The following is a 24,876-nucleotide window of genomic DNA, read 5'->3' as shown; positions in this document are numbered from 1 at the left end:
AGGGGACCATGGCAATTCTCGAAACCTTCACCGTCCCTCACTTCCATCTTCCCTTCCGGAATTCCAAACATCCGGAAGGGCGGCGGGCGAATCAGGAGGCGACCGAGTGGGCCCTGCGCCACGGGCTCATCCACGAGGCGGCGGAGGATTTCGCCGGCATCGGCTTCGGGCACCTGTCGGCGCGCGTGGAGCACGCGGCGTCCTACGAGGACGTCCTGCTGCTCTCGCAATGGATGGCCTGGTCGTTCGTCCTCGACGACCAGCACGACCACCTCATCAGGTCCGGCGACGTGGCCGCCTGGCTCCCCGTGACCCGGGCGATCGACACCTACCTGACCGACGGGGACGCGGGTGCCGCCCTGCGTTCCTGCGACAACCCGCTGGTCGCCGGGTTCATCGACCTGTGCGACCGCATCCTCGACGGGATGACCGAACCGCTGCGGGCGCGCTACCGGCTCCACGTACCCGCCATGCTGCGCTCCCTGGACCAGGAGGCCGTCAACCGCCGCGCCCCGGGCCAGCCGGCCGTCGACGACTACGTCCTGATGCGCCGTCACAGCTCCCAGCTGCTGCCCATGATGGACATGGTCGAGGCCGCGCACGGCATCGCCCTGCCGCCGCGGGTCCACCAGGACCCGGCGTTCCGGGAACTGATGTGGAGCGCCATCGACGTCGTGTCCTGGGGCAACGACATCTTCTCGCTGCGCAAGGAGTACTCCTGCGGCGACAACAACAACCTCGCCTCCCTCCTCGCCTGGTGGCACGGCTGGCCGCTCGAACGGGCGGTGGCGGACGTGGAGGAGCGCATCCACGAGCGTGTCGAGGACTTCCTGGCCCTCTCCCGCGACCTGCCCCGGATCCTGGACGCGCTCGACGTCAAGGACCCCGTCGAACGCGCCGACGCCGAGCGCTGCGTGCGCGGTTACGAGGACTGGATGACCGGCGCGGACATGTGGCAGCGTTACGAGTGCACACGGTACGACGACGAGCGGTTCGTCGCGGGACTCGAATCCGCGTACACCCGCCCGGACCTGGTTTCCGCCGCCTGACGGGGAGTCGGCCCATGACGCACACCGAACGGACCCGTACGGTCTCCGAGCCCACGGTGGCCCCCGGACGGTTGCCCGTCCTCGGTCACGCCCTCCAGCTGTGGCGCGGTCCCATCGCGTTCCTGGAGTCCCTGCGCACCGTCGGGGATGTGGCGCGCATCGACATCGGTACGTGGCCGGTCCACGTCCTCACGGCGCCGGACCTCATCCACGCCGTGCTCACGAGCGAGGCACACCGCTTCGGCCGCGGCAGGGTCTTCGACCGGCTGCGCCCCGTGTTCGGCGACGGCCTCGTGATGACCGACGGCGACTTCCACCGCAAGCAACGGCGACTGCTCCAGCCGGCGTTCCACCGCCGCAGCGTCGCCGGCTACGCCGAGCTGATGTGCCGTGAGGCGACGGCCCTCGCCGACTCCTGGACGGCGGGCCGGGAGATCGCGGTGGACCGGGAGACGCGCCGGGTCGCCCTCTCCATGATCGCCGAAGTGGTGTTCTCGGGCGATCCCGGCCGGCCCGCCGTCGCCGAGGTACAGCGGTCGCTGCCCGTCATCCTGGAGGGCATGCTCGTCCGGGCGGTCATCCCGAAGGCCCTCGACCGGCTGCCCATCCCGCTGAACCGGCGCTTCGACGCCGCGGCCGTCCGCCTGCGCCGCACCATCGACGAGGTCATCGCCGGGTACGGCAGCGGCGACGGGGACGACCTGCTGTCCCTGCTCCTCACCAGCACCGACCCGGAGACGGGCGAGCGCATGAGCGCCGCACAGGTACGGGACGAGGTCATCTCCCTCACCCTGGCCGGCACCGAGACCTCGGCGACCACCATGGCCTGGATCTTCCACGAACTCGGCCGCCGCCCCGACGTGGAGAAGCGGCTGCACGCGGAGATCGACGAGGTGGTCGGCGAGGGCCCCGTCCGGCCCGCCCACCTCCCCCGGCTCACCTACACCCACCAGGTCTTCCAGGAAGCCCTCAGGCTGCACTCCCCGCTGCTCTTCACCCGCCGCGCGCTGGCCCCGGCCCGGCTCGGCGGCGTGGAGATCCCCGAGGGCGCCGAAGTGGCGTACAGCCCCTACGCGCTGCACCGGGACCCCGGCCTCTTCCGGGACTCCACGTCGTTCGACCCGGACCGCTGGGGCGCCGATTCCCCGGACCACCCCCACCTCCACAGCTTCATCCCCTTCGGAGCCGGTCAGCACAAATGCATCGGGGATTCCTTCGCGGTGGCGGAGATCGTGACCGTGGTGGCCGCCGTGGCGGCCCGGTGGAGGCTCGTTCCCGCGCCGGGCAGCACCGTGCGGGAGGTGCCGGCGGGCATGCCGCAACCGAATGCGCTGCCGATGATCCCGGTGCCCCGTCACTGACGGATCCGGACCGCTCCGACCGCTTCCGCGGCGGCTTTTGGCCGGCCCTTGAGGCCGGGCTGGTGAGTGCGTCAGCGAAGGGTACAGCCTTGCGCTCGTATGAGTGGCGATGTTCCCAGAAGAATGGTCGTGAGCAGCACGGTCCTGTCGTCTTGCCCCTACACTCGGCCGCACGTGCTGGAGGGGGCAAGGATGACGCAAACCGTGGAACAGCAAGGATGGGCCTGCCACTCCCTGCTCGAACGGGATTCTGAACTACTCGCTATCCGCCGTGCCCTGGACGACCTGTGCGGTGTGCCGGGGAACGGCTCCGGAGTGCGGCACGGCGGGGTGCTCGCCTTCGCGGGCCCCGCCGGGCTCGGCAAGACCACCCTGCTCCGCGAACTCCGCCGCGACGCGGCGGACCGCGGCTGCACGGTGCTGTTCGCCCGCGGCGGCGAGCAGGAGAAGCAGGTGCCGTTCCATGTGATGCGCCAGCTCGTCCAGCCGCTCTTCGCCGCCCTGGGCGAGCAGGAGCGGCGCGAGATCCTGGGCAGCTGGTACGGCATCGTGGCACCCGCCATCGGCCTGGCCGGGCCGCAGGACGGCGCCGCGCCCGACCCGCAGGGTGTGCGCGACGGCCTCGACTGGGTCATCACGCACTTCTCCGTGCGCAGCAAGCCCCTCGTGCTCGTCCTCGACGACGCCCACTGGGCCGACGCCGAGTCCCTCGCCTGGCTCACCTCCTTCGCCGCCCGAGCCGACGAACTCGCCATGCTGATCGTCGTGGCCTGGCGCCCGGACGAACTGCGGCCGGACGCCGCCGCGTTGCAGAGCCTCGCCGAGCGCCGCGGCTCCCGCCCGCACGAGCTGGCGCCGCCTCACCTCGGGCGCCGTCGCCCGCCTGGTCCGCGAGAGCCTCGGCAACGGCGCCGACGACATGTTCTGCCGCGAGTACTGGGCGATCACCGGCGGCAATCCGTTCGAGGTCGTCGAGCTGGCCGCGAAGGGCCGCGAGCGCGGGCTGCGGCCCGACCAGGAGAACATCGCCCAACTCCGCGACCTCGCCTCCGCGGTGAAGGGCAGCGGCCTCATAGAGCGGCTGGAACAGCTCGGCCCCTCCACCGTCCGGCTCGCCTGGGCCGCCGCGGTGCTGGGCAGCTCCGGCATCTCCAAGCGGCTCGCCGGGGACCTCGCGGCGCTCGGCGAGGCCCAGACCGACGAGGCCATCCAGCAGTTGGAGGCCGCACGCATCCTGACCGTCCTCACCAACATCCGGCGCGAGCAGGTCGTGGAGTTCTGCCATCCGCTGATCGCCACCGCCGTCTACAGGTCGATCCCGGCCGGTGTGCGCGTCGCGATGCACGGCATGGCCGCACAGGCCGTGATCGACGAAGGGCTCGGCGCCGTGGCGGCGGCCCGCCACATGCTCGAGATGCACCCGGAGGGCGACCCCTGGGTCGTCCAGCAGCTGCGCCAGGCCGCCCGCGACAGCTTTTCGGCGGGCGCACCCGACGCGGCCCGCCGCTACCTGGCCCGCGCGCTGCGCGAACCGCCGGAGGTGGAGGACCGGGCCCAGGTCCTCTTCGAACTCGGCGCCGCCAGCCTCCTCACCGAACCCGCCACCACGGTCAACCACCTGCGGGCCGCCCTGGAGGAGCCCAAGATCGAGCAGGGGCTGCGGGAGGCCATCATCTACCGGCTGGCCCAGGCGCTCGCCCACATCGGCCGGATCGAACAGGCCACGGAGCTCCTCGCCGAGGAGATCCGCAACACCACCAGCCCCCGCACCAAACTGCGGATGCAGGCCGAGCTGTTCAAGTGGAACGCGGTCCGCGTCGACGAGCAGGACTCCCCGGCCCGCTCCCGGCTGCTCGCCAAGTACGCCACGCGCCTCGCCGGACGCGACCTGGCGGAGCGTCATATCCTCGGCCTGCGCTCCTGGGACGCCGTCATGCGCGGCGAACCGGCGGAACAGGCCCTGCACTACGCCGAGAAGGCGCTGAACGGCGGCATGAGCTGGACCGACCCGGACTTCGGGTTCGAGGTCCCGGTGGTCGTCGCGCTCACCCTGATGTACTGCGACCAGCCCGGCCGCGCCGAGGAGATGTTCCACTCCGCGATCGCCGAGTTCGAGGAGATGGGCTGGCGCGGCGCCCACCTCTCGTTCGCCTACACCCTGCTGGGCTACATCCGCTACCGGCGCGGCCGGCTCGCGGAGGCCGAGGACTTCGTCCGCCGCGGACTCCAGGTCGCCGACCGCGTGGGACACGGCGTCCCGGCCCAGTGGTACGCCATCGGCACGCTCATCGAGACGCTCCTCGCCCGTGGCCGGGTGGCCCGCGCCGAAGAGGTCGCCCGGAGCTACGGCCTGGGCGACAACTTCCCGAAGGCCGTCGTCTACCCCGACCCGCAGGCCGTCTGGGGCAAGTTGCTCCTCGCCCGCGGCGAGACGGAGGAGGCCGAGCGCCAGCTCCGCGCCGCCGGCGAGCGGCTCGTCCGGCGTGGGACGCGCAACCCGTCCTGGAGCCCCTGGCAGCTCGACCTCGCTCTCGCACAGGTGAAGCACAAGCCCGAGGAGGCGCGTGCCGCCGCCGAGGAGGCCGTGTGCCGCGCCCGTACGTTCGGCACGGCCAGCGCCATCGGTCACGCCCTGCGGGTCGCGGCCGCCACGACGGACCCCGTCCGGGCGACCGCGCTGCTGGAGGAGGCCGTCGCCCACCTGGAGCAGTCCCCGGCCGCGTACGAACTCGCGCACGCGCTCATCGACCACGGCACCGCCCTGCACGCCGTGGGCAATCTGGAGCAGGCCGCCCAGCAGCTCTACCGCGGCATGGAGACCGCCACCACCTGTGGCGCCGACGCGCTGGCGACCCAGGCCAGGAAGCAGCTCGCGGCCGCCGGCCTGCGCCCACGCCGACTGCACCTGACGGAGCAGGACTCCCTGACCACGGCCGAGCACAGTGCGGCCCGGCACGCCGCACTGGGCCTCGACAACACGGCGATCGCCGACCGGATGGAGAGCGACGAGCAGACCGTCTCCGAGCTGCTGTCCGCGGTGTTCACCAAACTCGGCACCGACCGCACGGGCCTGCGCCGCGCGCTCGGCCTCACCTCCGGGGAGGAGCCCGAGGAGCACTAGCCCTCCCGGGGACCGGCCAGCCACGACGCGATCGCGCGGGCGATGGGCTGGCCGGTCTCCAGTTCCACGAAGCCGAACTGACCGCCCTGGTTGCACTCCAGGAACCACCACACCCCGTCCGCGTCCTCGGCGAAGTCGAAGGCCGCGTACGCCAGTCCCGCCAGCCGCGTGTACGCGTGGACCGACCGCTCGATCCGGTCCGGCACCCGCGCCTCCTCCCAGCCGTGCCCCGCCCCGCCGTACCGCCCGTCGACCTGCCCCGGAGCGGCGGCCTTCCGGGCCGCGAACAGCCGGCCACCCACGTATGTGAGGCGGATGTCGGCCCGCTTCGGCACGTACTGCTGGAACAGCGTGGGGCAGGCGGTGACCGCCGAGAAGTCCGCTCCCGGAGGCACCAGCGCCGTCGGCAGCGCGACGCGCGGCTCGCCTTTCGGCGGCCCGGACAGGGACTTGACGACCACGCCGCCCTCGCCCGTCCCGTACTGCTCCACGAACTGCCGCGCCACCCGCGGGAACGTCGTCACGACCGTGGGCGGCACGGCGAAGCCGCTGCGGTGCGCGCAGCGCAGCTGCCAGGGCTTGGAGCGCGCCTGTGCGGCCTCGCGCGGATGGTTCATCCAGCGGGCCGGCGTCGAGCAGAGCATCCCGTACAGGGCCTGTCCGGTCTCGGCGGTCAGCCACGGCGACGGCTCTGCCGAGTGGGCCGCGGGCTCGCCCGGGCGCCGCACCCAGATCGAGCGCAGCGCCGACGAGCTGACCATGCGTCCGTCGGCCGACAGGTAGCAGTGGACGTCGCCGTGGACGTACTCGGCGGACAGTGCGACGCCGCCGGGGACGTCGGCGGGGTCGACGCGGACCAGGGGCACGCCCGCCTCGTGCAGTTCGGCCACCACCAGGTCCGTGGTGACATCCTGCTCGCACGTCAGGATCAGCACGGTCATGGCGCGCCGTCGGCCGGTCAGTCGTCGAAGTGGGTCTGGGAGCCGGCCGTGGACGTGGTGGTGCCCGTCGCGCGGAGGACCGCCCGGTCGGCGATGGCGGGGCGCCCGTCGGGCAGGACGTTCAGCTGACGGGTGGAGTCATAGGCGTAGGGGGGTGGGGCGGCGTCCGATGTCCCGGCCGGCTGGGCGTAGTCGAACACGAACGGGCGCATGGGTCTCCTTCGTGGCCTCGTGGGGGAGCGGTGCATGGGGGAGTACGTGCCGGGCTCGTAGGGGGCTCATCACTGTCGGCGACATCGGTGCTGTCTGCGTGTGAAGGCGGTCACACAGGGCCTGTTGGGGTGTTCGGTGACCGGATCCGGCCGCGGTGGGCGGGAATCGGTCAGCATTTTGACGTGTGCCTGACATTTCAAGGGGGCTGTGGCACCCTCCGGACGCCCCCCACAAGGACAGGGCGAGGAGGAACGCCATGAGGCACATAGCGAAACTGGCGGGGATCGCCGGCCTGGTCGTCACCACGGCCGTCGTACCGTCCACCGCGGCGGCCGCCGCCGGGCCGCTCGCGGACCAGAAGGTCGACGGCGTCATCGCCGTCTCGGGCAACACCTGCACCTGGACCAACGCGGCGACCAGCGCGAACCCGCCGAGCACGCTCACCGTCGACCGCACCACCATCAACAAGCCCGGCGGCAACCTGACCTGCGACGGCGGCATCACCGCCGCCCTCAACAACAACCCGGTGTTCACCTTCAACGACACCACGGGCACCGCCGTCGCCGACGCCATCGACATCACCGGCCAGCAGAGCTTCGTCTCCTGCCGCTACAAGGCGACGAACATCACCTGGGACCGTGACGGCACCAGCCGCAAGTACGTCAACCGGGCCTTCACCGCGACCAAGACGTCAGGCAGCTTCCTCTGCCCCGGCTCCGTCACGACCGCCGCCGGCGGCGCCACCGTGCTGTTCCACTGACCGGCCGGCACCCCACCGGCGCCACCCCGAGCCCGCGGCGGCCGCGACCCGGCTCCGCGGGCTCCCTCCGCACCGGGGGCACGGCTCAGCGCGGGACCTCCGCCGCACCGCCCGCGCGGATCGCGTCCAGCACGCGCGTGTGCAGCGCCTCCACACCGTCCGGCGGCACCGGGACCGGGCTGCCGGTCAGCGTGTACGACTCCTCGGCGCCCGTGTAGGCGACCGTGATGTGCGCGAGGCCGTCCGCGGCCCGGGCGGTGATCACCGTCAGGTCTCCGGTGACGACGCCCACCTCGTCGGTCATCGCGCCGCCGCGGCCCGCCGTCACCTCGCTCCGCAGAGCTGCTTCGTTCATGAGCGGCAAGTGTCCAGCATCTCCGTCAGCGTCGCCTTCTCCGACACGGTCACCGACAGGCCGTACGCCGCCTTGGTGCCCGTCCAGGCCCTCGCGTACGTGCACCAGTACGCCCGGGACGGCGGCTGCCACTCGTCGGGGCCCTGGTCGCCCTTGGCCCGGTTGGACGCCGCCGACACGGCGATCAGCTGCGGGCCCGTCAGGTCGTTCGCGAACGCCTTGCGCTTCTCCGTGTCCCAGGTGCGCGCACCCGAGCGCCACGCGTTCGCCAGCGGCACGACGTGGTCGATGTCGATCTGCGACGCCGACGTCAGGGTCTTCCCGTCGTACACGCTGACCCACGTCCCCGACACCGCCCGGCAGTTCTCGTCCCGCCGCACGCCCGAGCCGTCCCGCCGGAGCACCGTCTCCCGCGTGTCGCACTTGTCGCCCTGCTGCGCCCAGTGCGAGAAGGCCGAGCGGCTGTAACCGCTCATCGACCCGTGCGGGGCCACCTTCAGGCCGTCCAGCCGGCTCCGCGCCTCCGCCGCGGACGGCAGCCCCGGCAGCGTCCCGGCACCGGCCCGGTCCGCGGAGGCGCGCGAGGAGCTGTTCTTCGGCTCCCCGGACGCGCCGCCGCCCCCGGTACCGGTGCCGGCCGCCGTGCAGCCCGCCGCACCGAGCACCAGCCCGACCGTCAACACCAGCGCACGGCCCCACCCCTGACGCGCCATGTCCATCCATCCCCTTTGCGGCGTTCGATCGGTTGTGCGCACGCAGCCTACCCGCGCCCCGCCAACCGCCGTACCCCGCAGAGAACGAGCACCGCCGTCACCTTCCGTCGCGACCCCCGACACCGGCCTTCGGCTTCGGCATCAGGGCGTGCAGCGCCCACTCCAGCGGGCCGCGCCGCAGCGGGGTCGCGCGGAACACGAGCGCCCAGAGGTAGCAGGCCACGAGTGACACGCCGCAGAACCAGCCGAGCGCCGGCCAGCCGTGAAGCGGTTGCAGTTCGGCGCGGGCGATGACGTGCACCGCGTACACCGAGAGCGCCATCGTGCCGACGACCGCCAGCGGACGCAGCACGAGTGCGGCGACCCGGACCCGGCACGCGGCGACCGCGAGGCCGAGCAGCAGCAGTGAGGCCCCGACGTTGGCGACCGTCTCGAACGGCGTCTGGCTGTACGGCCCGTCGACCAGCAGCCACGCCCACGACGTGCTGGGGATCGCCCCGGCCTGCCGGGCGAGTACGGCCTGCACGGGGTCGGCCGCGTTCACCGCGTACGGGTGGCTCTGCGCGATGGCCCGCAGCAGCGCCTCGCGGCCGCCGCCGGGGCCGAGGGCCAGCGCGGACAGCCCGTGCCCGGCCAGCAGGCCCACCGCCCCCCAGCCGAGGAGCCGGCGGACCGCGCCCTCGCGCGACAGGTCCAGGACCCGGCCCAGCACCATGCCCACGACGACGTACGGGAAGTAGGTCAGCCACGGATACGCGCCCGACAGCAGCAGCGTGTCGAGGGCGTCGGTGAACCCGGACCAGCTGGTGACGGCCTCGAAGCCCGGGTAGCGGCCGCGGCCGGACACCCGGTAGCCGAAGTACGGGCCGAGGACGTACGAGAGGACGGGGCCGAGCACCACGGCGGCCGCGGCGACGGCGGCCAGCGCGCGGGTGCGCAGCCGCGCCAGGGGCTCGGCGGCCAGGAAGTACAGCGCGAAGAACGTGAGGATGACCGCGATGCCCGACCGCAGGTCGGTGAGCCACAGTCCGAGCACCGCCAGGACGGCGCACTTGACCAGCGTGGCCCACAGCGCGCCCGGCCGTTCGGGCCGTGGCGTCGTACCGCCGCGGGACAGCGTGAGGGAGAGTCCCGCGACGAGGGTGAAGATGGCCGGGGCCCGGCCGTCGAAGGCGACCAGCAGATGGCCCGCCCCCTCGGGTTTCGCGGGCGGGCCGATGTGCGCGGCGAACATGGCGAAGACGGCGACGGCGCGGGCGACGTCCACGCTGAGCAGCCTCCCCCGGCCCCCGGCTTCGTCCGGGCAGGGGGAACCCCCGGCCGCGCCGCCTTCCCCCGTATCGCTGCCGTCGTCGCCGTATCCGCTGGTGCTGCCTGTGTCACCGGGTTGGTCCGTCCCCGCGTCGTGTCTGTTTTTCAGACTATTTGTATACGCAACGGAAGGCCGGGGCGCGGGCGGGGGCCGGAACCGGCCACGGGCTCAGACGGGCGTCGCCGTGCGCGCCTTCGCGATGACCGAGTCCAGGAGTGCCAGCAGCGCCTCGCGCACATCGGCGCGCACGCGCGCGTCGAGCATGAGGACCGGGGTCCGCGGGTCGCGCAGGCGCAGCGCGCCGCGGATCTCGTCGGCGCTGTACAGCTGTTCGCCGTGGAAGCAGTTGGCGGCCACGACGAACGGCAGGCCGCGGCTCTCGAAGAAGTCGACGGCCGGGAAACTGCGGTCCAGCCGCCGGGTGTCGACCAGCACGATCGCTCCCAGCGCCCCGTTCAGCAGGTCGTCCCACATGAACCAGAAGCGCTCCTGCCCGGGCGTGCCGAACAGGTACAGGATCACCCCGGCCTCGTCGAGGGTGATCCGGCCGAAGTCCATGGCGACGGTGGTGGACGTCTTGGACTCGATGCCGTCCAGGTCGTCGACCCCGACGCCCGCGGCCGTCAGCCGCTCCTCCGTGCGCAGCGGCTCGATCTCGGAGACCGTCTCGACCAGGGTCGTCTTGCCGACGCCGAACCCGCCGGCGACGAGCAGCTTGACGGGGGCCGGTTCCTGGGCAGCGGTGTCATATCCGGGCAAGGTTGTCCCTGATTCTCATGAGCAGGTGGACGTTGGTGGTCTCGGCGCCCTCCAGGGGCGGCCGGTGGTGGATCAGCCCGCGGTCGGCGAGTTCGCCCAGCAGGAGCGCCATGGGCGTGAGCCGCATCCGCATCCGCGCCGCGATCTCGGCGACCGCCCGCCCGTTCGGGGCCGGGCACATGGCGAGGACGGCCCGCCACTCGCTGGGCAGCCCGTCGTGGGCGTCGACCGCCGCCGTGATCGTGGTGTCCATGGTGAGCACCGTGTGCGGCGCGGCTGTACGGCCATCGGTCAGGGCGTACAGCCGCGTCCTGCGGCCCGCGCGCTGCGGCTCGTCGGTCATTACGCCGTCGGGGCCTGGGCGCGCTGCGGGGTGCCCAGCCACTCGCCGAGCGCCTGGGCCGTACGCACCGCCTCGCCGCCCAGCTCGCCGAGCCGGGCCTTGCGCGACGTCACCACGATGAGGGTGCTGCCCTCGCCGCAGCCGACGATGCACAGGTACCGGTCGTCCATCTCGACCAGCTGTCGGATCACCCGGCCGCCGTCGACCTCCCGGGAGATCGCTTTCATCGTGGCCGCGATCCCGGAGGAGGCGGCGGCGATCCGCTCGGCCTGGTCGCGGTCCAGCAGATAGGCGCTGAGCTTGATGCCGTCGTTGGACAGGAGCACGGCGCCCTGGATGCCGGCGATCCTGCTCAGGTTGTTGTCCAGGACGCTGTAGATCATGTCGTTCGGTGTCGTCGTCATGGCTGATCCTGTCGGAGCTCTTCTTCCACTTTCTGGGTCCCTTGCTCGTAGTCGTCCCAGGCGTCGGCGACCTCCTCGGGGGTCGCGCTGTCCCGGCCCGCCGCCGTGCCGTCCCGTGCCGCCGTGTCGTCCGCCGTACCGCCGGAGGCGCGCTGGTCGCGGAGTTGTACGGCCATGTGCGTCTGCGGGATCCGCTCGGGCAGCGCCGGGCGGCCGGTGCCGGTCTGCCGCGCCAGGGGCCGTGCCACGGGTCGCGCCACGTCCGCCGCCACGGGAAGTGCCGGGGGCGCGCTGTCGCCCGCCTGCCGGTGCTCGGGGCCGGGCACGTGCTCGTGCGTCCGCGCGTGCGCCTGGCCCTGCGCCTGTCCGGCGTCCGGCGTGCGCTCCCGCGCCGACTGACGCACCGGCAGCCCGGCGCCCAGGTGCAGCACCAGCTCGGGCTTGCCCTCCTCGGCCCGGCGCGGCTGCGGGGCGGGCGCCACCGTCGCGGCGGGCGCCACCGGTACGGCGGCCGGCAGCGGCGCCGCGGGTGCCGCCGACGGCGTGGCGGGCGGCTGCTCGGTCGGCACCAGCAGCTCCCCCGGGATGATCACCACGGCCGACGTGCCGCCGTACACCGAGCGGCGCAGCGTCACGGTCGCGCCGAGCTGGTCGGCGAGGTGGCCGACCACGAACAGACCGAGCCGGTGGGCGTTCTCGGCGAGCACCGCGTACGGCGGCGCCGAGTGCAGACGGCTGTTCATCTCCTCGTACGTCGCCGCGGTCACGCGCGGCCCGCGGTCCTCGACCTCGACGGACAGCCCGTCGGCGACCACTTCGGCCCGGATGACCACCTTCGTCCGGGGCGGCGAGAAGCGGGTGGCGTTGTCCAGCAGCTCGGCCAGCAGATGGCTGATCTGGCTGAGCACGCTCGGCTGCACACTGATCTCGTCCAGGGCCTGCCGCTCGATGCGCCGGAAGTCCTCGACCTCGGCGGCGGCCTCGCGCAGCAGGTCCGCCACGCGCATCGGCTCGGTGTGCGGGTCGGGGATCTCTCCGCCCGCCAGGATGAGCAGGTTCTCGATCTGCCGCCGCATGCCCACGGTCAGCTGGTCGGCGCGCATCAGCTGGGCCAGCAGCGCCTCGTCGCTGCCGAACGTGTCCTGGAGCTCCTCGGTGAGGGTGAGCTGGCGGCTGACGAGGTTGCCCGTGCGCGAGGCGATGCCCGCGGCGAACATCCCGAAGCCGTGGCGCTCGGCCGCGAGCTGGCGGTGACCGTCGACGGAGACCGCGACGACCCGGGCGAACGCGTCACTGATACGCCCCACTTCGTCCCGTTCGCCGCGTACGGCGGGCAGGACGCCCCCGTCGACCGGACGGCCCTGCTGGAGGGTCGCGACGACGTCCGGCAGCGTCTCCTCGGCGACGGTCACGGTGCGCTCGTGCAGCAGCCGCAGCCGGCGCAGCACCGAGCGCGTGGTCAGCGCGACGATGCCCGCCACGAGCAGCAGCGCGCCGCCGCTGGCCGCGATCAGCCAGGCGACCTCGGCCTCCAGCGCGGCCGCCTGGGCGTCACCGCTGGCCAGCAGGCCCCGGGTGCGCTGCTTGTTGAGCGTGTCCAGCCGCGGGCCCCAGGTGTCCTGCGCGGCACCCCAGCCGGCGACCTCGGCCGGCAGCCGCACGCCGTTGCCGACGTCCTTGTGTTCGGAGAGGATCTGGTTCTCGATGCGGGCCCTGGCCTGCCAGGCCTCGGAGCCGGCGAGTTCCGCGTAGAGGTCGCCGTCCTCGGGGGGCAGGTACGGCACGATCCACCGGTCGTACAGGTACCGCTGCGCGCCGACCGCGTTGACGAAGTCGGCGAACCGCGAGGCGGGCAGGTTCCTGGAGGGACCGGCCAGCGCGATGACGGTGTCCTCCTGGGCGAGCATCTCCGCCGCCGAGAACATCGTGACGACGACCCGGCTCTCGGCGGTCAGCTCGCCGTCCTCGGTGTGGCTGAACTCGTCCTGGTAGAACCGGATCATCTGGCTGATCGCGTTCGTGTAGTACACGACCGTGCTGTCGGGGCTGCCGATGCCGGCGTCCGCCCGCTCGCGGTGGGCGTCCAGGTCGTCCAGTGCCTCCAGCACCTCGCGCAGGCGGCGGTCCGCCTCCTCCGACCCGGCCCCGCCGGCTGCGGCGGCCCGGCGGAACGCCGCCGCGGCCCGGTCGGTGGCGGCGCGGTCGCCGCTCATCCGCTCCTCGGGGACGGAGAAGCCGGCCCAGCGCGCGGCGGTCGTCCTGCGCTCGGCCTGCATCCGCACCACGACGTCGTACAGCGGGAGCCCGATCCGCTCACCGGCCGCCACGTCGGAGCGCAGGTGCGCGGACTGGTCCAGCAACCGCTCCGCGGTCACGACGACTTGGGCGCCCATCGCCACGGTCGGCACGACCGCCAGCAGGACGAGCAGCGTACGCAGGCGCAGGGTGCGCCGCCGGCGGTGCGCCGACGGGCCTCGGGGGCCTTCGGGTTGCATGGGACATCAGCCCTCGGGAACGGGGAGCGGGGACAGTCCGGCGACCGGTTTCGGCGCAGCCCTGGGGAGGGGCCGGGGGACCGCCGGATCCGGTTCCGTGAGGCGTGGGGGTGCCGATCATAACCAGCCACACGGGGTAACCGTGAGGTTGCCTCCCTCAACGGAACGTGGTATTCCCGCTGCTCCCGTTGCAGAGAAGAGGCCCTTTCGACGCCCAACCGGTACGGCGTCCCCCGACCTGTTCGACGGGTGCCGGCTCAACAGAACCGGCCAATACCGGGCGTTCGGGATCCTTCCGGTGCGCCGCTCCGTAACACGCCGGGGTCCGACGTCCCCCACCCCCCGGGTGGTACCCCTGGTGACGCGGACCCCCCGCCCCACCACCCCCACGGGATGAGTGATCGTCTGATGATCAGTACGGACCTGTCAGGGCAGCCGGGAACGGCACCGATCCCCCACGAGGCCGTCGCCGTCACCGGCGCCACCGGCCTCCTCGGCTCCCACCTCCTCGCCCGGCTGCTGCGCACCACCGGCACGCACGCCGTCGCCCTCGTACGCGACGACCCCGCCGTCGCCACCCGGCGCCTGCACACCGCGCTCGAAGCCACCGGCGAGCCCCTGCCCGACGGCTGGCACCGGCGGGTCGTCCCCCTGCGCGTGACCCTGCACCGGCCCCGGCTCGGCCTCGGCGACGCCGACTACCGCGCCCTGGCCGCCGCGACCACCGAGATCTGGCACTGCGCGGCCAGCGTCCGGCTCAACGCACCCGCACGCGCCCTGGAGGCCACCAACGTCGACGGCACCCGCGCCGTCCTGGAGCTGGCCGCCGACGCCCCGCGCGGACCGCGCGTGCAGCACATCAGCACCGCCTACGTGGCCGGGGCCCGCCGCCACGGCCGGGTCGCCGAGGACACGCTGGAGGCGCCGGACGGCTTCCTCACCGGATACGAGGAGACCAAGTTCCGGGCGGAACGGCTCGTGCGGCGCTTCGCCGAGGAGGGCCGGGGCCGGGCGACCGTGTTCCGCCCGTCCGTCCTGGTCGACCACCGGCCGCCCGCACCCGGCGCCCCGCACACGCCCGCCACGGTGCTGGCCGCGAAACTGGCCCGGCTGAGCGCCCGCCGCGACAGCCCGCTCGCCCGCCGCGCCGGCTTCGCCGCGCCGGGCCTCACCGAGGTCCGGCTCCCCGGCGACCCCGAGGCCCATATGAACGTGCTGCCCGTGCAGTACGCCGCCGACGCCATCATCCGCATCGCCCGCACCGCCGGCCCCGCCGACGCCCCGGCCGGCGCCCCCTGCTACCACATCGTCCACCCCCGCCCCACCCGCGTGGTGGACGCCCTCGAAGCGCTCGTCCACCACGCGCCCTGGCTGCGCGTCCGCCTCGACCCGGCGCTCACCGAACCGCAGGGGCCCCTGGCCGAGTTGGTCTCCCGCGTCAGCGAGGGCGTCGCCGCCTACGTGCGGCTGCGCCGTACCTACGACCGTACGCGCGCCGCCGCCGCGCTCGCCGGGCTCCCCGATCCGGCCGTGCTCGACGCCCGCTACCTGCGCGCCTGCTTCACGCCGCCGGCCGTGCCGTATCGCGCCTGACGGCGCTCGTCCTCGAACGCCGGACGGGCCGGGATCAGCCCCTCCGGCGTTCGAGGAGCGGGGGGAGCCCCCCCCGATCCGGGAAGGGGCGGCTGGGGAAACATCCGCCGGACACGGCCTAACCGGCGGTGAAGAGGAGCGCCGCGTTGTGCCCGCCGAAACCGCAGGAGTTGCTGAGGACCGTCCGCATCAGGGGGATCGGCCGCGGGACCTTGTGCACGACATCGAGGTCGATCTCCGGGTCCGGGCGGTCGTAGTTCGCCGTCGGCGGCACCAGCCCGTAGCGCAGCGACAGCACCGAGGCGACCGCCTCGATCGCCCCGGCCCCGCCGATCGCGTGCCCGATCACGCTCTTCGGGGCGGTCACCGGCGGGTCGTGCGGGAACAGCGCACGCACCGCGCGCGCCTCGGCGAGGTCGTTGAGACGGGTGCCCGTGCCGTGCGCGTTGACGTGGTCGACGTCCCCGGGACCGAGACCGGCGTCGGCCAGCGCCGCGCCCATCGCCCGCACCGTCCCGACGCCGTCCGGGCAGGGCGCCGTGACGTGGTACGCGTCGCACGACGCCCCGTACCCGGCCAGCCGGGCGAGCGGCACCGCGCCCCGGCCGCGGGCGTGCTCCGCGCGCTCCAGGACCAGCACGCCCGCGCCCTCGCCGAGCACGAAGCCGTCCCGGTCCGCCTCGAACGGGCGGGACGCGCCCGCCGGGTCGTCCCGCCGCCTCGACAGCGCCGTCAGCTGCGTGAAGGTCACCGACGTCAGCACGGCGGCCCGGGGTGCCTCCGTGCCACCCGCCAGGACGATGTCGCACGTGCCGGAACGGATCAGGTCCCGGGCGACCCCGATGGCCGTGGCGCCCGACGCGCAGGCCGTGCTGGTCACCAGGTTCGGCCCGCGCGCCGTCACGGCGAGGGCGATCTCGGCCGACGCCATGTTGGGGATGCTGCGCAACAGCGCCAGCGGCGACACCGTTTCGGGCCGCCCCTCCAGGACCTTGGCACCCTGCTCCAGCCAGCCGTCCATGGCCGACGCCCCCACGCCCATCACCACGCCGACCCGGTCCGCGTCCCACTCCGCCGGGTCCAGCCCCGCGTCCCGCAGCGCCTCGCGCACGGCGGCCACCCCGAACTGCACGAACCGGCCCACCCGCGAGGCGCGCCGCGGCAGGGCCGTACGCGGGTCGAACCCGTCCACCGCACAGGAGAAGTCGACCGGCAGACCGGCCAGTTCGGGATCGGTCCGCGCCGTCGGCACCCCGGCGCACAGACCCTGCCAGGTGGCGTCGACGCCGATGCCCGCCGGACTGACCGCCCCCAGACCGGTCACGACGACGTCGTCGCGCCTCATGCGGGCGTCGCCGCGCTCGTGGCCGCGGCCCCCGCGGCCTCCGGCGAACCGACGGCCGCGAGGCTCGTCTCGAGGAACGCCGCCAGGTCGGCCACCGTCGGCCGTTCGGGAAGGGCGGCGGCCGCCTCCTCCACCAGTTTCAGCCCGTGCCGCTCCTCGAAGATGACGCACAGTTCGAGCAAGGCCAGGGAATCCAGCTCGAGTTCCCGCAGCGACGTGTCCGGCGTGATCTCCGACTCTTCCAGGTCGAAGTTGGCGGTGAGTTCTGCCACCACACGTTCATAGATTTCGGTCACCATGAGCCTCGCATGTGATTCAGCGGACGGACCGTCATGCCCGTTTCGGCACCACGTTGCTGCCGCACGTTATACCAAGGGCACCCGGCGACGCGCCGGGCTTGCCGCCCGGGTGAATTACCGCCGATGGAATAGAGTCCGCACGGCAATTCCTTTCGCACGTCCGCGAGATTCCATGAGCCGATACCGCACGCTCGCCCCCGCCGCCCGCCCGACCCGCGTACCGCCGGCCCGGCCCTGGACGGCCGCCGCCGTGATCTGCCTCGGCCTGTATCTGCTGGGCCTCGACCTGACCGTCCTCAACGTCGCCGCCCCCGACCTCCAGCGTGCGCTGAACGCCTCGACCTCGCAGGTCCAGTGGGTCATCGACGGCTACGCGCTCGTCCTGGGCGGCACCGTCCTGGCCACCGGCGCCGTCACCGACCGCATCGGCCGCCGCCGCGCCTTCGTGACCGGACTCGCCGTGTGCGGAGCCGCGTCCGTCGCCGGCGCCCTGGCCTCCGGCGTCCCGCAGATCATCGCCGCCCGCTTCGGCATGGGTGCGGGGGCGGCCCTGCTGATGCCCGCCACCCTCTCCCTCATCACCACCCTCTTCGACCGGCCCGGACAGCGCCGCCGCGCGATCGCGCTGTGGGCCGCGGTGGGTGCGCTCGGCGGGGCCACCGGGCCGCTCGTGGGCGGTTTCCTCGTCGAGCACTCCTCCTGGCGGGCCGGCTTCTGGATCAACCTGCCGCTCGCCGCGGCCGCCGTCGCCCTGGCCTTCCGGTACGTCCCCGCCTCCCGGGCGGCCCGCGCCGAACGCGTCGACGTCCCCGGCATGGTCCTGTCGGCGCTCGGCCTGCTGTCCCTCGTGTGGGCCGTCATCGAAGGGCCCGACCGGGGCTGGCTCAGCCGGCCCGTGACGGGCGCGTTCGCCCTCGCCGCGGTGCTGCTCGCCCTCTTCGTCGTCCAACAGGCCCGCAGCGGCGCGCCCATGCTGCCGCTGCCCCTGCTGCGCCGGCCGGAGATCGGCGTCGCGGCCGCCGCGCTGGCACTGCTGTCCCTGGCCCTCTTCGGCGCCTTCTTCGTCATCTCCCTGCACCTCCAGACCGTGCTCGGGCACAGCCCCTGGGAAGCGGGCCTGCGCACCCTGCCCCTGCCGCTGTGCCTGGCCGTGGGAGCCGGCGCGGCGCTGCCGCTGCTCGGCCGGTACGGGCCGCGCCTCCCGCTGGTCACGGGTCTGGGGGTGGTGTCGCTGGCCTTCGCCGTGCTCGCCGGGACCACCGTGGACTCGGGCTACGGGCGCGTCGCCCTGTTCGAGGTCGCCGCGGGCCTCGGGGCCGGGCTGACCGCGGCGGCCGGCACCGAGTCGGTCATGGCCGCCGTGCCGCAGGACCGCGCCGGTCTGGGCTCGGCCGTCAACGACGCCACGCGCCAGGTCGGTTCGGCCCTGGGGGTGGCCGTGCAGGGCTCCGTACTGTCGGCCGTGTACGCGGCCCGGATGCCGGAGCTGCTGGCCGGGACCCCGGCGGAGCGCCTGCTCGCGCCGGGCGCCGCCCATGACCTCATGGCCGGCCGGGACGCGCTCGCCGCCGCGCCGCCGGAGGTCCGCGACACCTTCGTGGAGGCGGCGCGTACGGCGTTCGTCGACGGGATGGTGACCACGGCCCAGGGCGCCGGCCTGCTCACCGCGGCGACCGCGGTCCTCGCCGCGATGCGTCTGCCGGGCGCCCGGCGGACCCACCACGGCGAGGGCTCAGCGGTGGTCGGGCCGCGGGGAAGCCGCTGACGCCGGGGCGATGACGTCGTACGGCGCCGGGGACGGGCCCGACGACGTGTGGGGCGACCCGTGCGGCGATGGGGCCGACGGCCGGCCCGGCGCCCCGTCCGGCGCCACGGCCTCCAGCCCGGCGAGGGCCCGCAGCCACAGCTCCGGAAGCTCCCCGGCACCCGGCAGGTCCACGTCGTGCACCACCGCGAACCGGGCCGTGCCGGCCACCCGCGTCAGCCCCGCGAAGCAGCGCAACCCGCGGCCGAGGACCGGCAGCCTGGCCGCGGCCGTGACGGGAGCACCGAAGCAGCGGAACGCGGACGGCAGCCGCACATGGCTCGACGCCACCGGCGTACGCCGCCACGCGCCCCTCAAGTGCGCCGCCGCCACCCGCGAGACTCCCCAGGCCGTGTAGAGCGGCGACGCGGTGTCCCGGTAGTGCGTACGGCTCAGCCGCCGGGTGGCCCGTACGACGGTGTCCATCACCCGACGCGGGTCCTCCTCCGAGGTGGGCAGCCACACGCGCGCGAAGGTCAGCCGGTTCCCGGGCAGGACCGCCTCCTCGGCGCGCCGCACCGACATCGGCATCGACACCGGAAGGTCCGTGCGCGGGCGCACCGCCCGGCAGCCCTCGGACCAGGCGCGGAGCGCCCCGCTCAGCGCGCCCAGGAACACGTCGTTGACCGTGCCCCCGAAGCCGTCCGCCAGCCGCCGCAGCCGCGCCTCCGCCACGTCCCCGAAGCACCAGGCGCGCTCCTCGCCCCCCGGCCCGGACAGCGGCTCCCAGCCGCGCACCGGGCGCAGCGAGGCGCCCGTCTCACGGGCCAGGTGCAGCCCCGCGGCGACGGTGGGCCGGCCCGGGCGGTGCGGATACGGCCCCTCGACCGGCTCGTCGGCGAGCAGCCCGACGACCGTGTGGGCGATGCCCACGCCGTCGAGCAGCCCGTGGTGGGCGCGGAAGCAGAGCCGGTACCAGGTGCCGTCCGGGGACGGCAGCACCCACACGTCCCACAGCGGCGCGTGCGGCGACGGCAGCGGCACGGCCAGCAGACGGCCCGTCAGAGCGTCCGGGTCACGGCCCGGTTCCGGGAAGCTCCGCACATGGGCCGCCACATCGCATTCCGCGATATGCCAGTGCGTACGGCGCCGGGATGCCGTCATCGACAATGCGGGAAACCGGTCCATTCCCTTCCGTACGCGCTCGCGTACGACATCGTCCGGCGGCGCACTTCCCTTCAGATCGAGATACAGCCCGGTAATCATCTCTTGTCCGCCGGACGGGTCGAGAAAAGCACGGTCGATCGCGGCGATACGGACCGGCATGGATTCCCCCTTCGCGTTCCTCGTCGAATCCGGCCATGCTGACAGGGGAATGGCCCCTTTCGCGTCATCCATACGGGTGGCTCCCGCTTGGTCCCGGCCGCCCGCGCCCGCGAAGCTTCGTCGCGATCACACGGCGCGCATCGGCGCGGCTCGCATTTTCTGGAGGACCACTTGCAGTACGGGCACAGGCTGCGCGAGGCGATCTCCGCACCCGGCACGACACCGCTCATCGGCATCTACGACATGTACTCGGCGACCCTGGCGGCACGGCACTACGACGGGCTCTTCGTCTCCGGCTTCGGCTTCGCCGCCTCCCACTACGGCCTGCCCGACATCGGCTTCATCGCCTGGCCGGACATGGTCGCGTTCACCGAACGGCTGCGCGCGGCCCTCCCGGAGGTCCATCTGCTGGTCGACATCGACGACGGCTACGTCGACGCGGAGGTCGCCCGCCACGTGGTGCGGCGCCTGGAGGGCTGCGGCGCCTCCGGCGTGATCCTGGAGGACCAGAAACGGCCGCGGCGGTGCGGGCACGCCGACGGCAAACAGGTCCTGCCGCTGGACGAGTACCTGGACAAGCTGCACCGCGTCCTCGACGGCCGCGACGACCTCGTCGTGGTGGCCCGCACGGACGCCGTCGAGGACGCGGAGATCCTGCGCAGGGCGGAGGCGCTGGCGAAGACCGACGCCGACGTGGTGCTGGTCGACGGGGTGCGCAGCGCCGAGGCGATCCACCGGATCCGCGAGGTGACCGGCGGCAAGCCGCTGCTGTTCAACCAGATCGCCGGCGGCAGGTCGCCCCGCCTCTCGCTGCCCGAACTGACGGCGCTCGGTGTGGACGCGGCCATCTACAGCACACCGTGCCTGTTCGCCGCGCACCGCGCGATCGACCGGGCGCTCACGGAGCTGAAGGCGGCGGACGGCCGGCTCCCCGAGGCCACGGGCGAGGGCACCGTGGGCGTGGGGGAGTCGACGCGGCTGCTGGAGGGCAACGTCTGACGGCGCTTCACCGCCGGCGCGCGTCCTCCGCACGCGTGGACCGGGACCGGAGGGGAAGCGCTCCGGTCCCGGCTGATCCCCACGGCCGGGCAGCAGCCCCTAGGAGATCGAGGGGCCCGTGGGAATCGAGTACAGGGCGACCGGGGAGATGGTCACGATTTTGTTCCACGCGAAGTAATACTTGTCCATCGCGGCCGGACTGGTGATCCAGCGCTTGATTCCATTGCTGATGAGATACACCTCGGGGCCGCTCGGGGACTTGCCGAGGATCGCGCCGTCGGAAAGCGGACCGCCGTCGTCCACCGCGTTCACGTCGAGGACGGACTGAATTCCGTTCCAGTCCCGGAAGAGGTTGTTGTACGTGGCCGGGTTCGGGATGTGCCGGCGCTTGCCGTCCAGGATCAGATAGACCGCCGGGCTGTTCACCCCCTTGACGCGTAACCCGTTGAGGTCGGGCCGGACCTGGGCCGGCTGGACGGCCGGGGCGTCCGCGGCCGGGGCGGCGGCGAGGGCCGCCGGGGCCGCCGCCGTGCCGAGGATGACGGCGGCGAGCAGGGCGATGAGAGTCGAACACGTGCGTCTGAGCACGGTGCCTCCGCAGAGTCGGGAAAGGAGAAGAAGGGAGAATGAACGACGGGAAAAGTTGAGCCGTAAACCCTTCACGGGTCCGGCTTCCAGGCATTCCTGTCAATCCCTGTACTTCGTTCCTGGCGGGGCACAGGATTTCATCGGGCGGGGTCCCGATGTCAACGGCTCCGTTTTTCCGGGGTTGTTTTTCCGCCGAATCCGTCCGAGGGGCGGCGCACGGACACCGGCCGCGAATGCCGCTTCCGCCCCCGCGGTGGCCGGGGCGGAAGCGGCGGTGTGTGCTGCGTGTACCGGTATACGGGCGAGTGACCCGACGCGACGCGAAACCACCCGGGCCGACGGACGCCGCTTGACGCCGTCGTCCGCCGGGCCGGGGCTCTGGTCAGCCGGTGCAGCCGGGGACCCTGCCGGGCGGTGCGCAGTTGTTCGGGCGATTGCGCTCGACCCGGGTGTCGTCCAGCGTGACCGTTCCGGACGCCTCGAAGATGCCGCCCCCGTCGCCGGCCCTGTTGTGGAGGACGGCGCTGTGGCGCAGGGTCGTGGAGCCGACACCGTTGAAGAGGCCGCCGCCGCGGGCGGTGCCGCTGCCGACGGCACGGACGGTGTTGCCGATGATCTTCGACTCCTCGACCTCCACGGTGCCGCCGGTCGCGTTGTTGATACCGCCGCCTTGAGCGCTGCCGCCGCCGGAAGCCCTGGCGGTGTTGGAGCGCAGGGTGCAGTCGCGCAGCGTGACGCGGCCGTTGACGCCGACCTGGAGGGCGCCTCCCGTCGCGGTGCCGCCGTCCGGGGCGCTGGCGAGGTTGTCGCTGACGCGGGTGCCGGTCATGGACAGGAGGGCGTTGGACGCGACTCCGCCGCCCTGGGCGTTGCCGCCCGGGGCGCTGGCGGTGTTGTGGTGGACGACGGTGTCGGTCACCCTCATCGCGTCCGGTGGTACGGCGCCGGTGGTCAGCGCGGCGCGAGCGAAACCTCCCGGGGCTTCCGACCGGTTGTGGGCGACGGTGGTCTTCTCGACCGTCGCCCGGGCGAAGCCGGCGATCCCGGCGCCGAAGGCGAAGCTCCGGGTGTCCGCGGTGACGCGGACGGTGTTGTGGGTGAAGCGGCTGTGCCGCACGGTCAGCGGCCCGTTGCTGAGGATGCCGCCGCCCGCGGCGGAACCCTGCGCGTTGCCGTCGTGGACGACGGTGTTTCCCCTGACCTCGGTGTCGTTCAAGGTCACCGCCCCGGTCCCCACGGCAGTGCCGCCCTCGATGCCGCCGCCCTCGGCGAACACGTCCGACTCGGCGGTGTTGTGGGTCACCCGGCCGTGGTTCACCGTCAACGGCCCGAGGCTGGAGATGCCGCCTCCGCAGACCCCTCCCGGGAAGTTGGGGCAGTCGGTCGCCTTGCCACCGCTGATGGTGGTCTTGTTGAGCGTCAGTCCGCCCGTCTCGTCCACGAGGACGATGCGGAAGGCGGGGGCGGACCGGGCGCGCCGGATCGTCGCGTGGTTGCCCTCGACGGTGAGGTCGCCGGTGATGGGCGGCAGACCGTTGGCGGGACTGTCCGCGTACGGCGCCGTCAGCGTGTAGGTGCAGTCGCGGGCCAGCCGGAGAGTGTCGGGCCCCGCTGAACTGTTGGCCTCCTCGATCGCCTCGACGAGGTCCGGGACCGAGCACCGCACGTGCACGGTGGCGGCGTGGGCGGGCGGGGCCGCGAGCCCCGCCCCGGCGACGGCGGTGAGAACGGCCGCGACCGGCAGCCGGCGTGGACGCCGTCGCCGGCGGCCGAGAACCGGGCCCGTCGCTGAGTACGTGCGGCTGGACATCAGGGGCTCCTCCACTTTCCACCGGGAGCCACCCCCGCCGGGCGTGCTCCGAACGGCACCCCGTCCGCCCGTCCGCCGGCGACGAGGCACCGGAAGCCAGCCGACCACGCCCTTCCGCCCCTGGCCTCCCGGCATGGCCCGTCCGGGCGAGCCGCCGCCACGCCCGGAGCAGCGACAAGAGGCCCCGCGCCTTCAGTCCCCGGCTGCCGCCGGGCCGGGCGCCGCCGTCAGCATGCCGGTGCCGGGATCGAGGGCCACGCGCACACCGAAGCCCCGGCTGACCCGGTCGAGTGTCGACCGCAGCCAGGACCGCTCCTCGTCCGACGCGTGGCCGAGGCGCATCCGCCGGGCCCGCACGGGCGCCATCCGCAGCTCGACGAGGCTGCCGGTGCCGGGCTCCAGCGTGACGAAGTACAGCAGCCGCAGGTCGTCCCGGTACTCCGCGTAGCCGCTGATCCCCTCGTAGTCATCGATGAAGTCGCCGCAGCCGTACAGCACCAGCCGGTCCCGGTAGACCTCCAGCGGCCGGGGGTGGTGCGAGGAGTGGCCGTGCACCACGTCGACCCCGCCGTCCACCAGCGCGTGGGCGAAGCGCACCTGTTCGCGCGGCACCCCGTAGCCCCAGTTGGAGCCCCAGTGCACCGAGACGACCACCACGTCGCCGGGCCGCCTGACCTCCCGTACCCGCCGCAGGACGTCCTCCGCGGCCGCCTCCGACGCGGCGGGGAGGAAGGCGACGCCCGGCCTGTCGGCGGCCGCGGCCCACTCCGCGGGGACGCCGCTGGACGGCATACCGAACGCGGACACCACGACCCGCCCGCCCGCCGGGCCCCGCACCGGCACGGCCGCCGGGCGCAGCGCCTCCGCCGCGTCCCGCCCCGCTCCCGCGGTACGCAGCCCCGCGCCGTGCAGCGCCCGCAGGGTCTCGACGAGGCCGGCGCGGCCGAAGTCCAGGACGTGATTGTTGGCCAGGACGCACACGTCGGGCCGCGCGGCCGCCAGGGCGGGCAGGTTGCCGGGGTGCATCCGGTACAGCACCGGCTTGCCCGGCGCGAACGCGTCGCTGCGCGTCACGCTGGTCTCCAGGTTCACGATCCGCACGTCGGGCGCGGCCTCGTCGAGCAGCGTCAGGGCGTCGCCCCACGGCCACGCGGGGTCGACGGGGCGGGGGACCGGGCCGTTCACCGCCTCGGCCAGCGCCACGTAGGACCGGGCGTCGCCGACGTACTCCTCCCACAGGGTCGGGTCCCCGGGGTGCGGCAGGATCTGGTCGACCCCGCGCCCGAGCATCACGTCGCCGCAGAGGAAGAGGGTCACCACGTCCCCGCGCATGCCTCCACGGTAGT

22 protein-coding genes and 1 pseudogene are annotated in these 24,876 nt (G+C 73.6%); 8 read left to right on the top strand and 15 right to left on the bottom strand.

Features of this window, described 5'->3' with window-relative positions; all coding sequences use genetic code 11:
* Positions 1–8: 8 nt before the first annotated feature.
* The 4 genes and pseudogenes from ABEB09_RS02215 to ABEB09_RS02200 all read left to right on the top strand — a co-directional run bounded on the left by ABEB09_RS02215 (position 9) and on the right by ABEB09_RS02200 (position 5,531).
* The gene (locus tag ABEB09_RS02215) at positions 9–1,049 is read left to right on the top strand and encodes a terpene synthase family protein (protein ID WP_345686512.1); all 1,041 of its coding nucleotides are present in this window, start codon (positions 9–11) and stop codon (positions 1,047–1,049) included.
* 14 nt (positions 1,050–1,063) lie between these two features.
* Complete coding sequence (locus ABEB09_RS02210; protein ID WP_345686510.1) at positions 1,064–2,410, top strand: cytochrome P450; 1,347 nt, start codon at positions 1,064–1,066, stop codon at positions 2,408–2,410.
* Between the two features lie 99 nt (positions 2,411–2,509).
* Positions 2,510–3,115 (top strand): annotated as a pseudogene (locus ABEB09_RS02205) (AAA family ATPase); the annotation flags it as partial.
* 214 nt (positions 3,116–3,329) lie between these two features.
* Positions 3,330–5,531, top strand: a complete 2,202-nt coding sequence (locus tag ABEB09_RS02200; RefSeq protein ID WP_345686508.1) for an ATP-binding protein — start codon at positions 3,330–3,332, stop codon at positions 5,529–5,531.
* On the opposite strand, the gene tgmB is transcribed toward ABEB09_RS02200, so the two are convergent.
* Positions 5,528–6,472, bottom strand: a complete 945-nt coding sequence (gene tgmB / locus ABEB09_RS02195) for an ATP-grasp ribosomal peptide maturase (RefSeq protein ID WP_345686506.1) — start codon at positions 6,470–6,472, stop codon at positions 5,528–5,530. The two genes, ABEB09_RS02200 and tgmB, sit on opposite strands and share 4 nt — an antisense overlap.
* 17 nt (positions 6,473–6,489) lie before the next feature.
* Positions 6,490–6,684, bottom strand: a complete 195-nt coding sequence (tgmA, locus tag ABEB09_RS02190) for a putative ATP-grasp-modified RiPP (protein ID WP_345686504.1) — start codon at positions 6,682–6,684, stop codon at positions 6,490–6,492.
* Between the two features lie 257 nt (positions 6,685–6,941).
* Between tgmA and ABEB09_RS02185 the strand changes: the two genes are divergently transcribed.
* Positions 6,942–7,445 (top strand): hypothetical protein, encoded by a 504-nt coding sequence (locus tag ABEB09_RS02185; RefSeq protein ID WP_345686502.1) that lies wholly within the window; start codon positions 6,942–6,944, stop codon positions 7,443–7,445.
* Positions 7,446–7,530: 85 nt separating this feature from the next.
* Here the strand turns inward: ABEB09_RS02185 and ABEB09_RS02180 are convergent, their stop codons facing one another.
* The 7 genes from ABEB09_RS02180 to ABEB09_RS02150 form a co-directional block, all read right to left on the bottom strand.
* Complete coding sequence (locus tag ABEB09_RS02180; RefSeq protein WP_345686501.1) at positions 7,531–7,800, bottom strand: hypothetical protein; 270 nt, start codon at positions 7,798–7,800, stop codon at positions 7,531–7,533.
* Positions 7,797–8,513, bottom strand: coding sequence for an HNH endonuclease family protein (locus ABEB09_RS02175; RefSeq protein ID WP_345686500.1), 717 nt, complete (start codon positions 8,511–8,513; stop codon positions 7,797–7,799). Before ABEB09_RS02175 ends, ABEB09_RS02180 begins: the two co-directional genes overlap by 4 nt.
* Positions 8,514–8,610: 97 nt before the next feature.
* Positions 8,611–9,780: a heparan-alpha-glucosaminide N-acetyltransferase domain-containing protein gene (locus tag ABEB09_RS02170; RefSeq protein ID WP_345686499.1), complete on the bottom strand. Its 1,170-nt coding sequence runs from the start codon at positions 9,778–9,780 to the stop codon at positions 8,611–8,613.
* 213 nt (positions 9,781–9,993) lie between these two features.
* Positions 9,994–10,584 carry a GTP-binding protein gene (locus ABEB09_RS02165; RefSeq protein ID WP_345686497.1) on the bottom strand — a complete coding sequence of 197 codons (591 nt, stop codon included), beginning with the start codon at positions 10,582–10,584 and terminating at the stop codon, positions 9,994–9,996.
* Positions 10,571–10,927 carry a DUF742 domain-containing protein gene (locus ABEB09_RS02160; RefSeq protein WP_345686495.1) on the bottom strand — a complete coding sequence of 119 codons (357 nt, stop codon included), beginning with the start codon at positions 10,925–10,927 and terminating at the stop codon, positions 10,571–10,573. The genes ABEB09_RS02165 and ABEB09_RS02160 overlap by 14 nt, the downstream gene beginning before the upstream one ends.
* Complete coding sequence (locus tag ABEB09_RS02155) at positions 10,927–11,331, bottom strand: roadblock/LC7 domain-containing protein (protein WP_345686493.1); 405 nt, start codon at positions 11,329–11,331, stop codon at positions 10,927–10,929. The genes ABEB09_RS02160 and ABEB09_RS02155 overlap by 1 nt, the downstream gene beginning before the upstream one ends.
* Complete coding sequence (locus ABEB09_RS02150) at positions 11,328–13,826, bottom strand: sensor histidine kinase (RefSeq protein WP_345686491.1); 2,499 nt, start codon at positions 13,824–13,826, stop codon at positions 11,328–11,330. Before ABEB09_RS02150 ends, ABEB09_RS02155 begins: the two co-directional genes overlap by 4 nt.
* Positions 13,827–14,219: 393 nt before the next feature.
* On the opposite strand from ABEB09_RS02150, the gene ABEB09_RS02145 reads away from it, so the two are divergent.
* The gene (locus tag ABEB09_RS02145; protein WP_345686489.1) at positions 14,220–15,419 is read left to right on the top strand and encodes an SDR family oxidoreductase; all 1,200 of its coding nucleotides are present in this window, start codon (positions 14,220–14,222) and stop codon (positions 15,417–15,419) included.
* 118 nt (positions 15,420–15,537) lie between these two features.
* On the opposite strand, the gene ABEB09_RS02140 is transcribed toward ABEB09_RS02145, so the two are convergent.
* Together ABEB09_RS02140 and ABEB09_RS02135 are read right to left on the bottom strand one after the other, a co-directional pair.
* The gene (locus ABEB09_RS02140; protein ID WP_345686487.1) at positions 15,538–16,764 is read right to left on the bottom strand and encodes a beta-ketoacyl-[acyl-carrier-protein] synthase family protein; all 1,227 of its coding nucleotides are present in this window, start codon (positions 16,762–16,764) and stop codon (positions 15,538–15,540) included.
* A complete protein-coding gene (locus ABEB09_RS02135; RefSeq protein WP_345686485.1) occupies positions 16,761–17,063 on the bottom strand; it encodes an acyl carrier protein in 303 nt (100 codons plus the stop codon). The genes ABEB09_RS02140 and ABEB09_RS02135 overlap by 4 nt, the downstream gene beginning before the upstream one ends.
* Before the next feature lie 172 nt (positions 17,064–17,235).
* On the opposite strand from ABEB09_RS02135, the gene ABEB09_RS02130 reads away from it, so the two are divergent.
* Positions 17,236–18,828 (top strand): MFS transporter, encoded by a 1,593-nt coding sequence (locus ABEB09_RS02130; protein WP_345686483.1) that lies wholly within the window; start codon positions 17,236–17,238, stop codon positions 18,826–18,828.
* Here the strand turns inward: ABEB09_RS02130 and ABEB09_RS02125 are convergent.
* Positions 18,796–19,971 (bottom strand): wax ester/triacylglycerol synthase domain-containing protein, encoded by a 1,176-nt coding sequence (locus ABEB09_RS02125; protein ID WP_345686481.1) that lies wholly within the window; start codon positions 19,969–19,971, stop codon positions 18,796–18,798. The genes ABEB09_RS02130 and ABEB09_RS02125 overlap by 33 nt on opposite strands.
* Before the next feature lie 333 nt (positions 19,972–20,304).
* Here ABEB09_RS02125 and ABEB09_RS02120 point away from each other — a divergent pair, with 333 nt between their 5' ends.
* Positions 20,305–21,132, top strand: a complete 828-nt coding sequence (locus tag ABEB09_RS02120) for an isocitrate lyase/PEP mutase family protein (protein WP_345686479.1) — start codon at positions 20,305–20,307, stop codon at positions 21,130–21,132.
* 99 nt (positions 21,133–21,231) lie between these two features.
* Here ABEB09_RS02120 and ABEB09_RS02115 read toward each other — a convergent pair whose 3' ends face one another.
* The 3 genes from ABEB09_RS02115 to ABEB09_RS02105 all read right to left on the bottom strand — a co-directional run bounded on the left by ABEB09_RS02115 (position 21,232) and on the right by ABEB09_RS02105 (position 24,862).
* On the bottom strand, positions 21,232–21,720 hold the full coding sequence (locus tag ABEB09_RS02115; protein ID WP_345686477.1) for a hypothetical protein: 489 nt from the start codon (positions 21,718–21,720) through the stop codon (positions 21,232–21,234).
* A 382-nt stretch (positions 21,721–22,102) separates the two neighbouring features.
* Positions 22,103–23,530, bottom strand: a complete 1,428-nt coding sequence (locus tag ABEB09_RS02110) for a hypothetical protein (protein WP_345686475.1) — start codon at positions 23,528–23,530, stop codon at positions 22,103–22,105.
* A 192-nt stretch (positions 23,531–23,722) separates the two neighbouring features.
* Positions 23,723–24,862 (bottom strand): CapA family protein, encoded by a 1,140-nt coding sequence (locus tag ABEB09_RS02105; protein ID WP_345686473.1) that lies wholly within the window; start codon positions 24,860–24,862, stop codon positions 23,723–23,725.
* Between the last annotated feature and the right edge of the window lie 14 nt (positions 24,863–24,876).

This window comes from Streptomyces coeruleoprunus (assembly GCF_039542925.1).
Classification (GTDB): Bacteria; Actinomycetota; Actinomycetes; order Streptomycetales; family Streptomycetaceae; genus Streptomyces; species Streptomyces coeruleoprunus.
Note: the sequence above shows the minus strand (reverse complement) of the source record. Positions and strands in the feature narration are given on the sequence as shown.

What these genes read in the sequence shown, in the direction of transcription:
- ABEB09_RS02215 (WP_345686512.1), top strand. Translation starts at nt 9, where the DNA reads ATGGCAATTCTCGAAACCTTCACCGTCCCTCACTTCCATCTTCCCTTC.
- ABEB09_RS02210 (WP_345686510.1), top strand. Translation starts at nt 1,064, where the DNA reads ATGACGCACACCGAACGGACCCGTACGGTCTCCGAGCCCACGGTGGCC.
- ABEB09_RS02200 (WP_345686508.1), top strand. Translation starts at nt 3,330, where the DNA reads ATGTTCTGCCGCGAGTACTGGGCGATCACCGGCGGCAATCCGTTCGAG.
- tgmB (WP_345686506.1), bottom strand. Translation starts at nt 6,472, where the DNA reads ATGACCGTGCTGATCCTGACGTGCGAGCAGGATGTCACCACGGACCTG.
- tgmA (WP_345686504.1), bottom strand. Translation starts at nt 6,684, where the DNA reads ATGCGCCCGTTCGTGTTCGACTACGCCCAGCCGGCCGGGACATCGGAC.
- ABEB09_RS02185 (WP_345686502.1), top strand. Translation starts at nt 6,942, where the DNA reads ATGAGGCACATAGCGAAACTGGCGGGGATCGCCGGCCTGGTCGTCACC.
- ABEB09_RS02180 (WP_345686501.1), bottom strand. Translation starts at nt 7,800, where the DNA reads ATGAACGAAGCAGCTCTGCGGAGCGAGGTGACGGCGGGCCGCGGCGGC.
- ABEB09_RS02175 (WP_345686500.1), bottom strand. Translation starts at nt 8,513, where the DNA reads ATGGCGCGTCAGGGGTGGGGCCGTGCGCTGGTGTTGACGGTCGGGCTG.
- ABEB09_RS02160 (WP_345686495.1), bottom strand. Translation starts at nt 10,927, where the DNA reads ATGACCGACGAGCCGCAGCGCGCGGGCCGCAGGACGCGGCTGTACGCC.
- ABEB09_RS02155 (WP_345686493.1), bottom strand. Translation starts at nt 11,331, where the DNA reads ATGACGACGACACCGAACGACATGATCTACAGCGTCCTGGACAACAAC.
- ABEB09_RS02150 (WP_345686491.1), bottom strand. Translation starts at nt 13,826, where the DNA reads ATGCAACCCGAAGGCCCCCGAGGCCCGTCGGCGCACCGCCGGCGGCGC.
- ABEB09_RS02145 (WP_345686489.1), top strand. Translation starts at nt 14,220, where the DNA reads ATGAGTGATCGTCTGATGATCAGTACGGACCTGTCAGGGCAGCCGGGA.
- ABEB09_RS02140 (WP_345686487.1), bottom strand. Translation starts at nt 16,764, where the DNA reads ATGAGGCGCGACGACGTCGTCGTGACCGGTCTGGGGGCGGTCAGTCCG.
- ABEB09_RS02135 (WP_345686485.1), bottom strand. Translation starts at nt 17,063, where the DNA reads ATGGTGACCGAAATCTATGAACGTGTGGTGGCAGAACTCACCGCCAAC.
- ABEB09_RS02130 (WP_345686483.1), top strand. Translation starts at nt 17,236, where the DNA reads ATGAGCCGATACCGCACGCTCGCCCCCGCCGCCCGCCCGACCCGCGTA.
- ABEB09_RS02125 (WP_345686481.1), bottom strand. Translation starts at nt 19,971, where the DNA reads ATGACGGCATCCCGGCGCCGTACGCACTGGCATATCGCGGAATGCGAT.
- ABEB09_RS02110 (WP_345686475.1), bottom strand. Translation starts at nt 23,530, where the DNA reads ATGTCCAGCCGCACGTACTCAGCGACGGGCCCGGTTCTCGGCCGCCGG.
- ABEB09_RS02105 (WP_345686473.1), bottom strand. Translation starts at nt 24,862, where the DNA reads ATGCGCGGGGACGTGGTGACCCTCTTCCTCTGCGGCGACGTGATGCTC.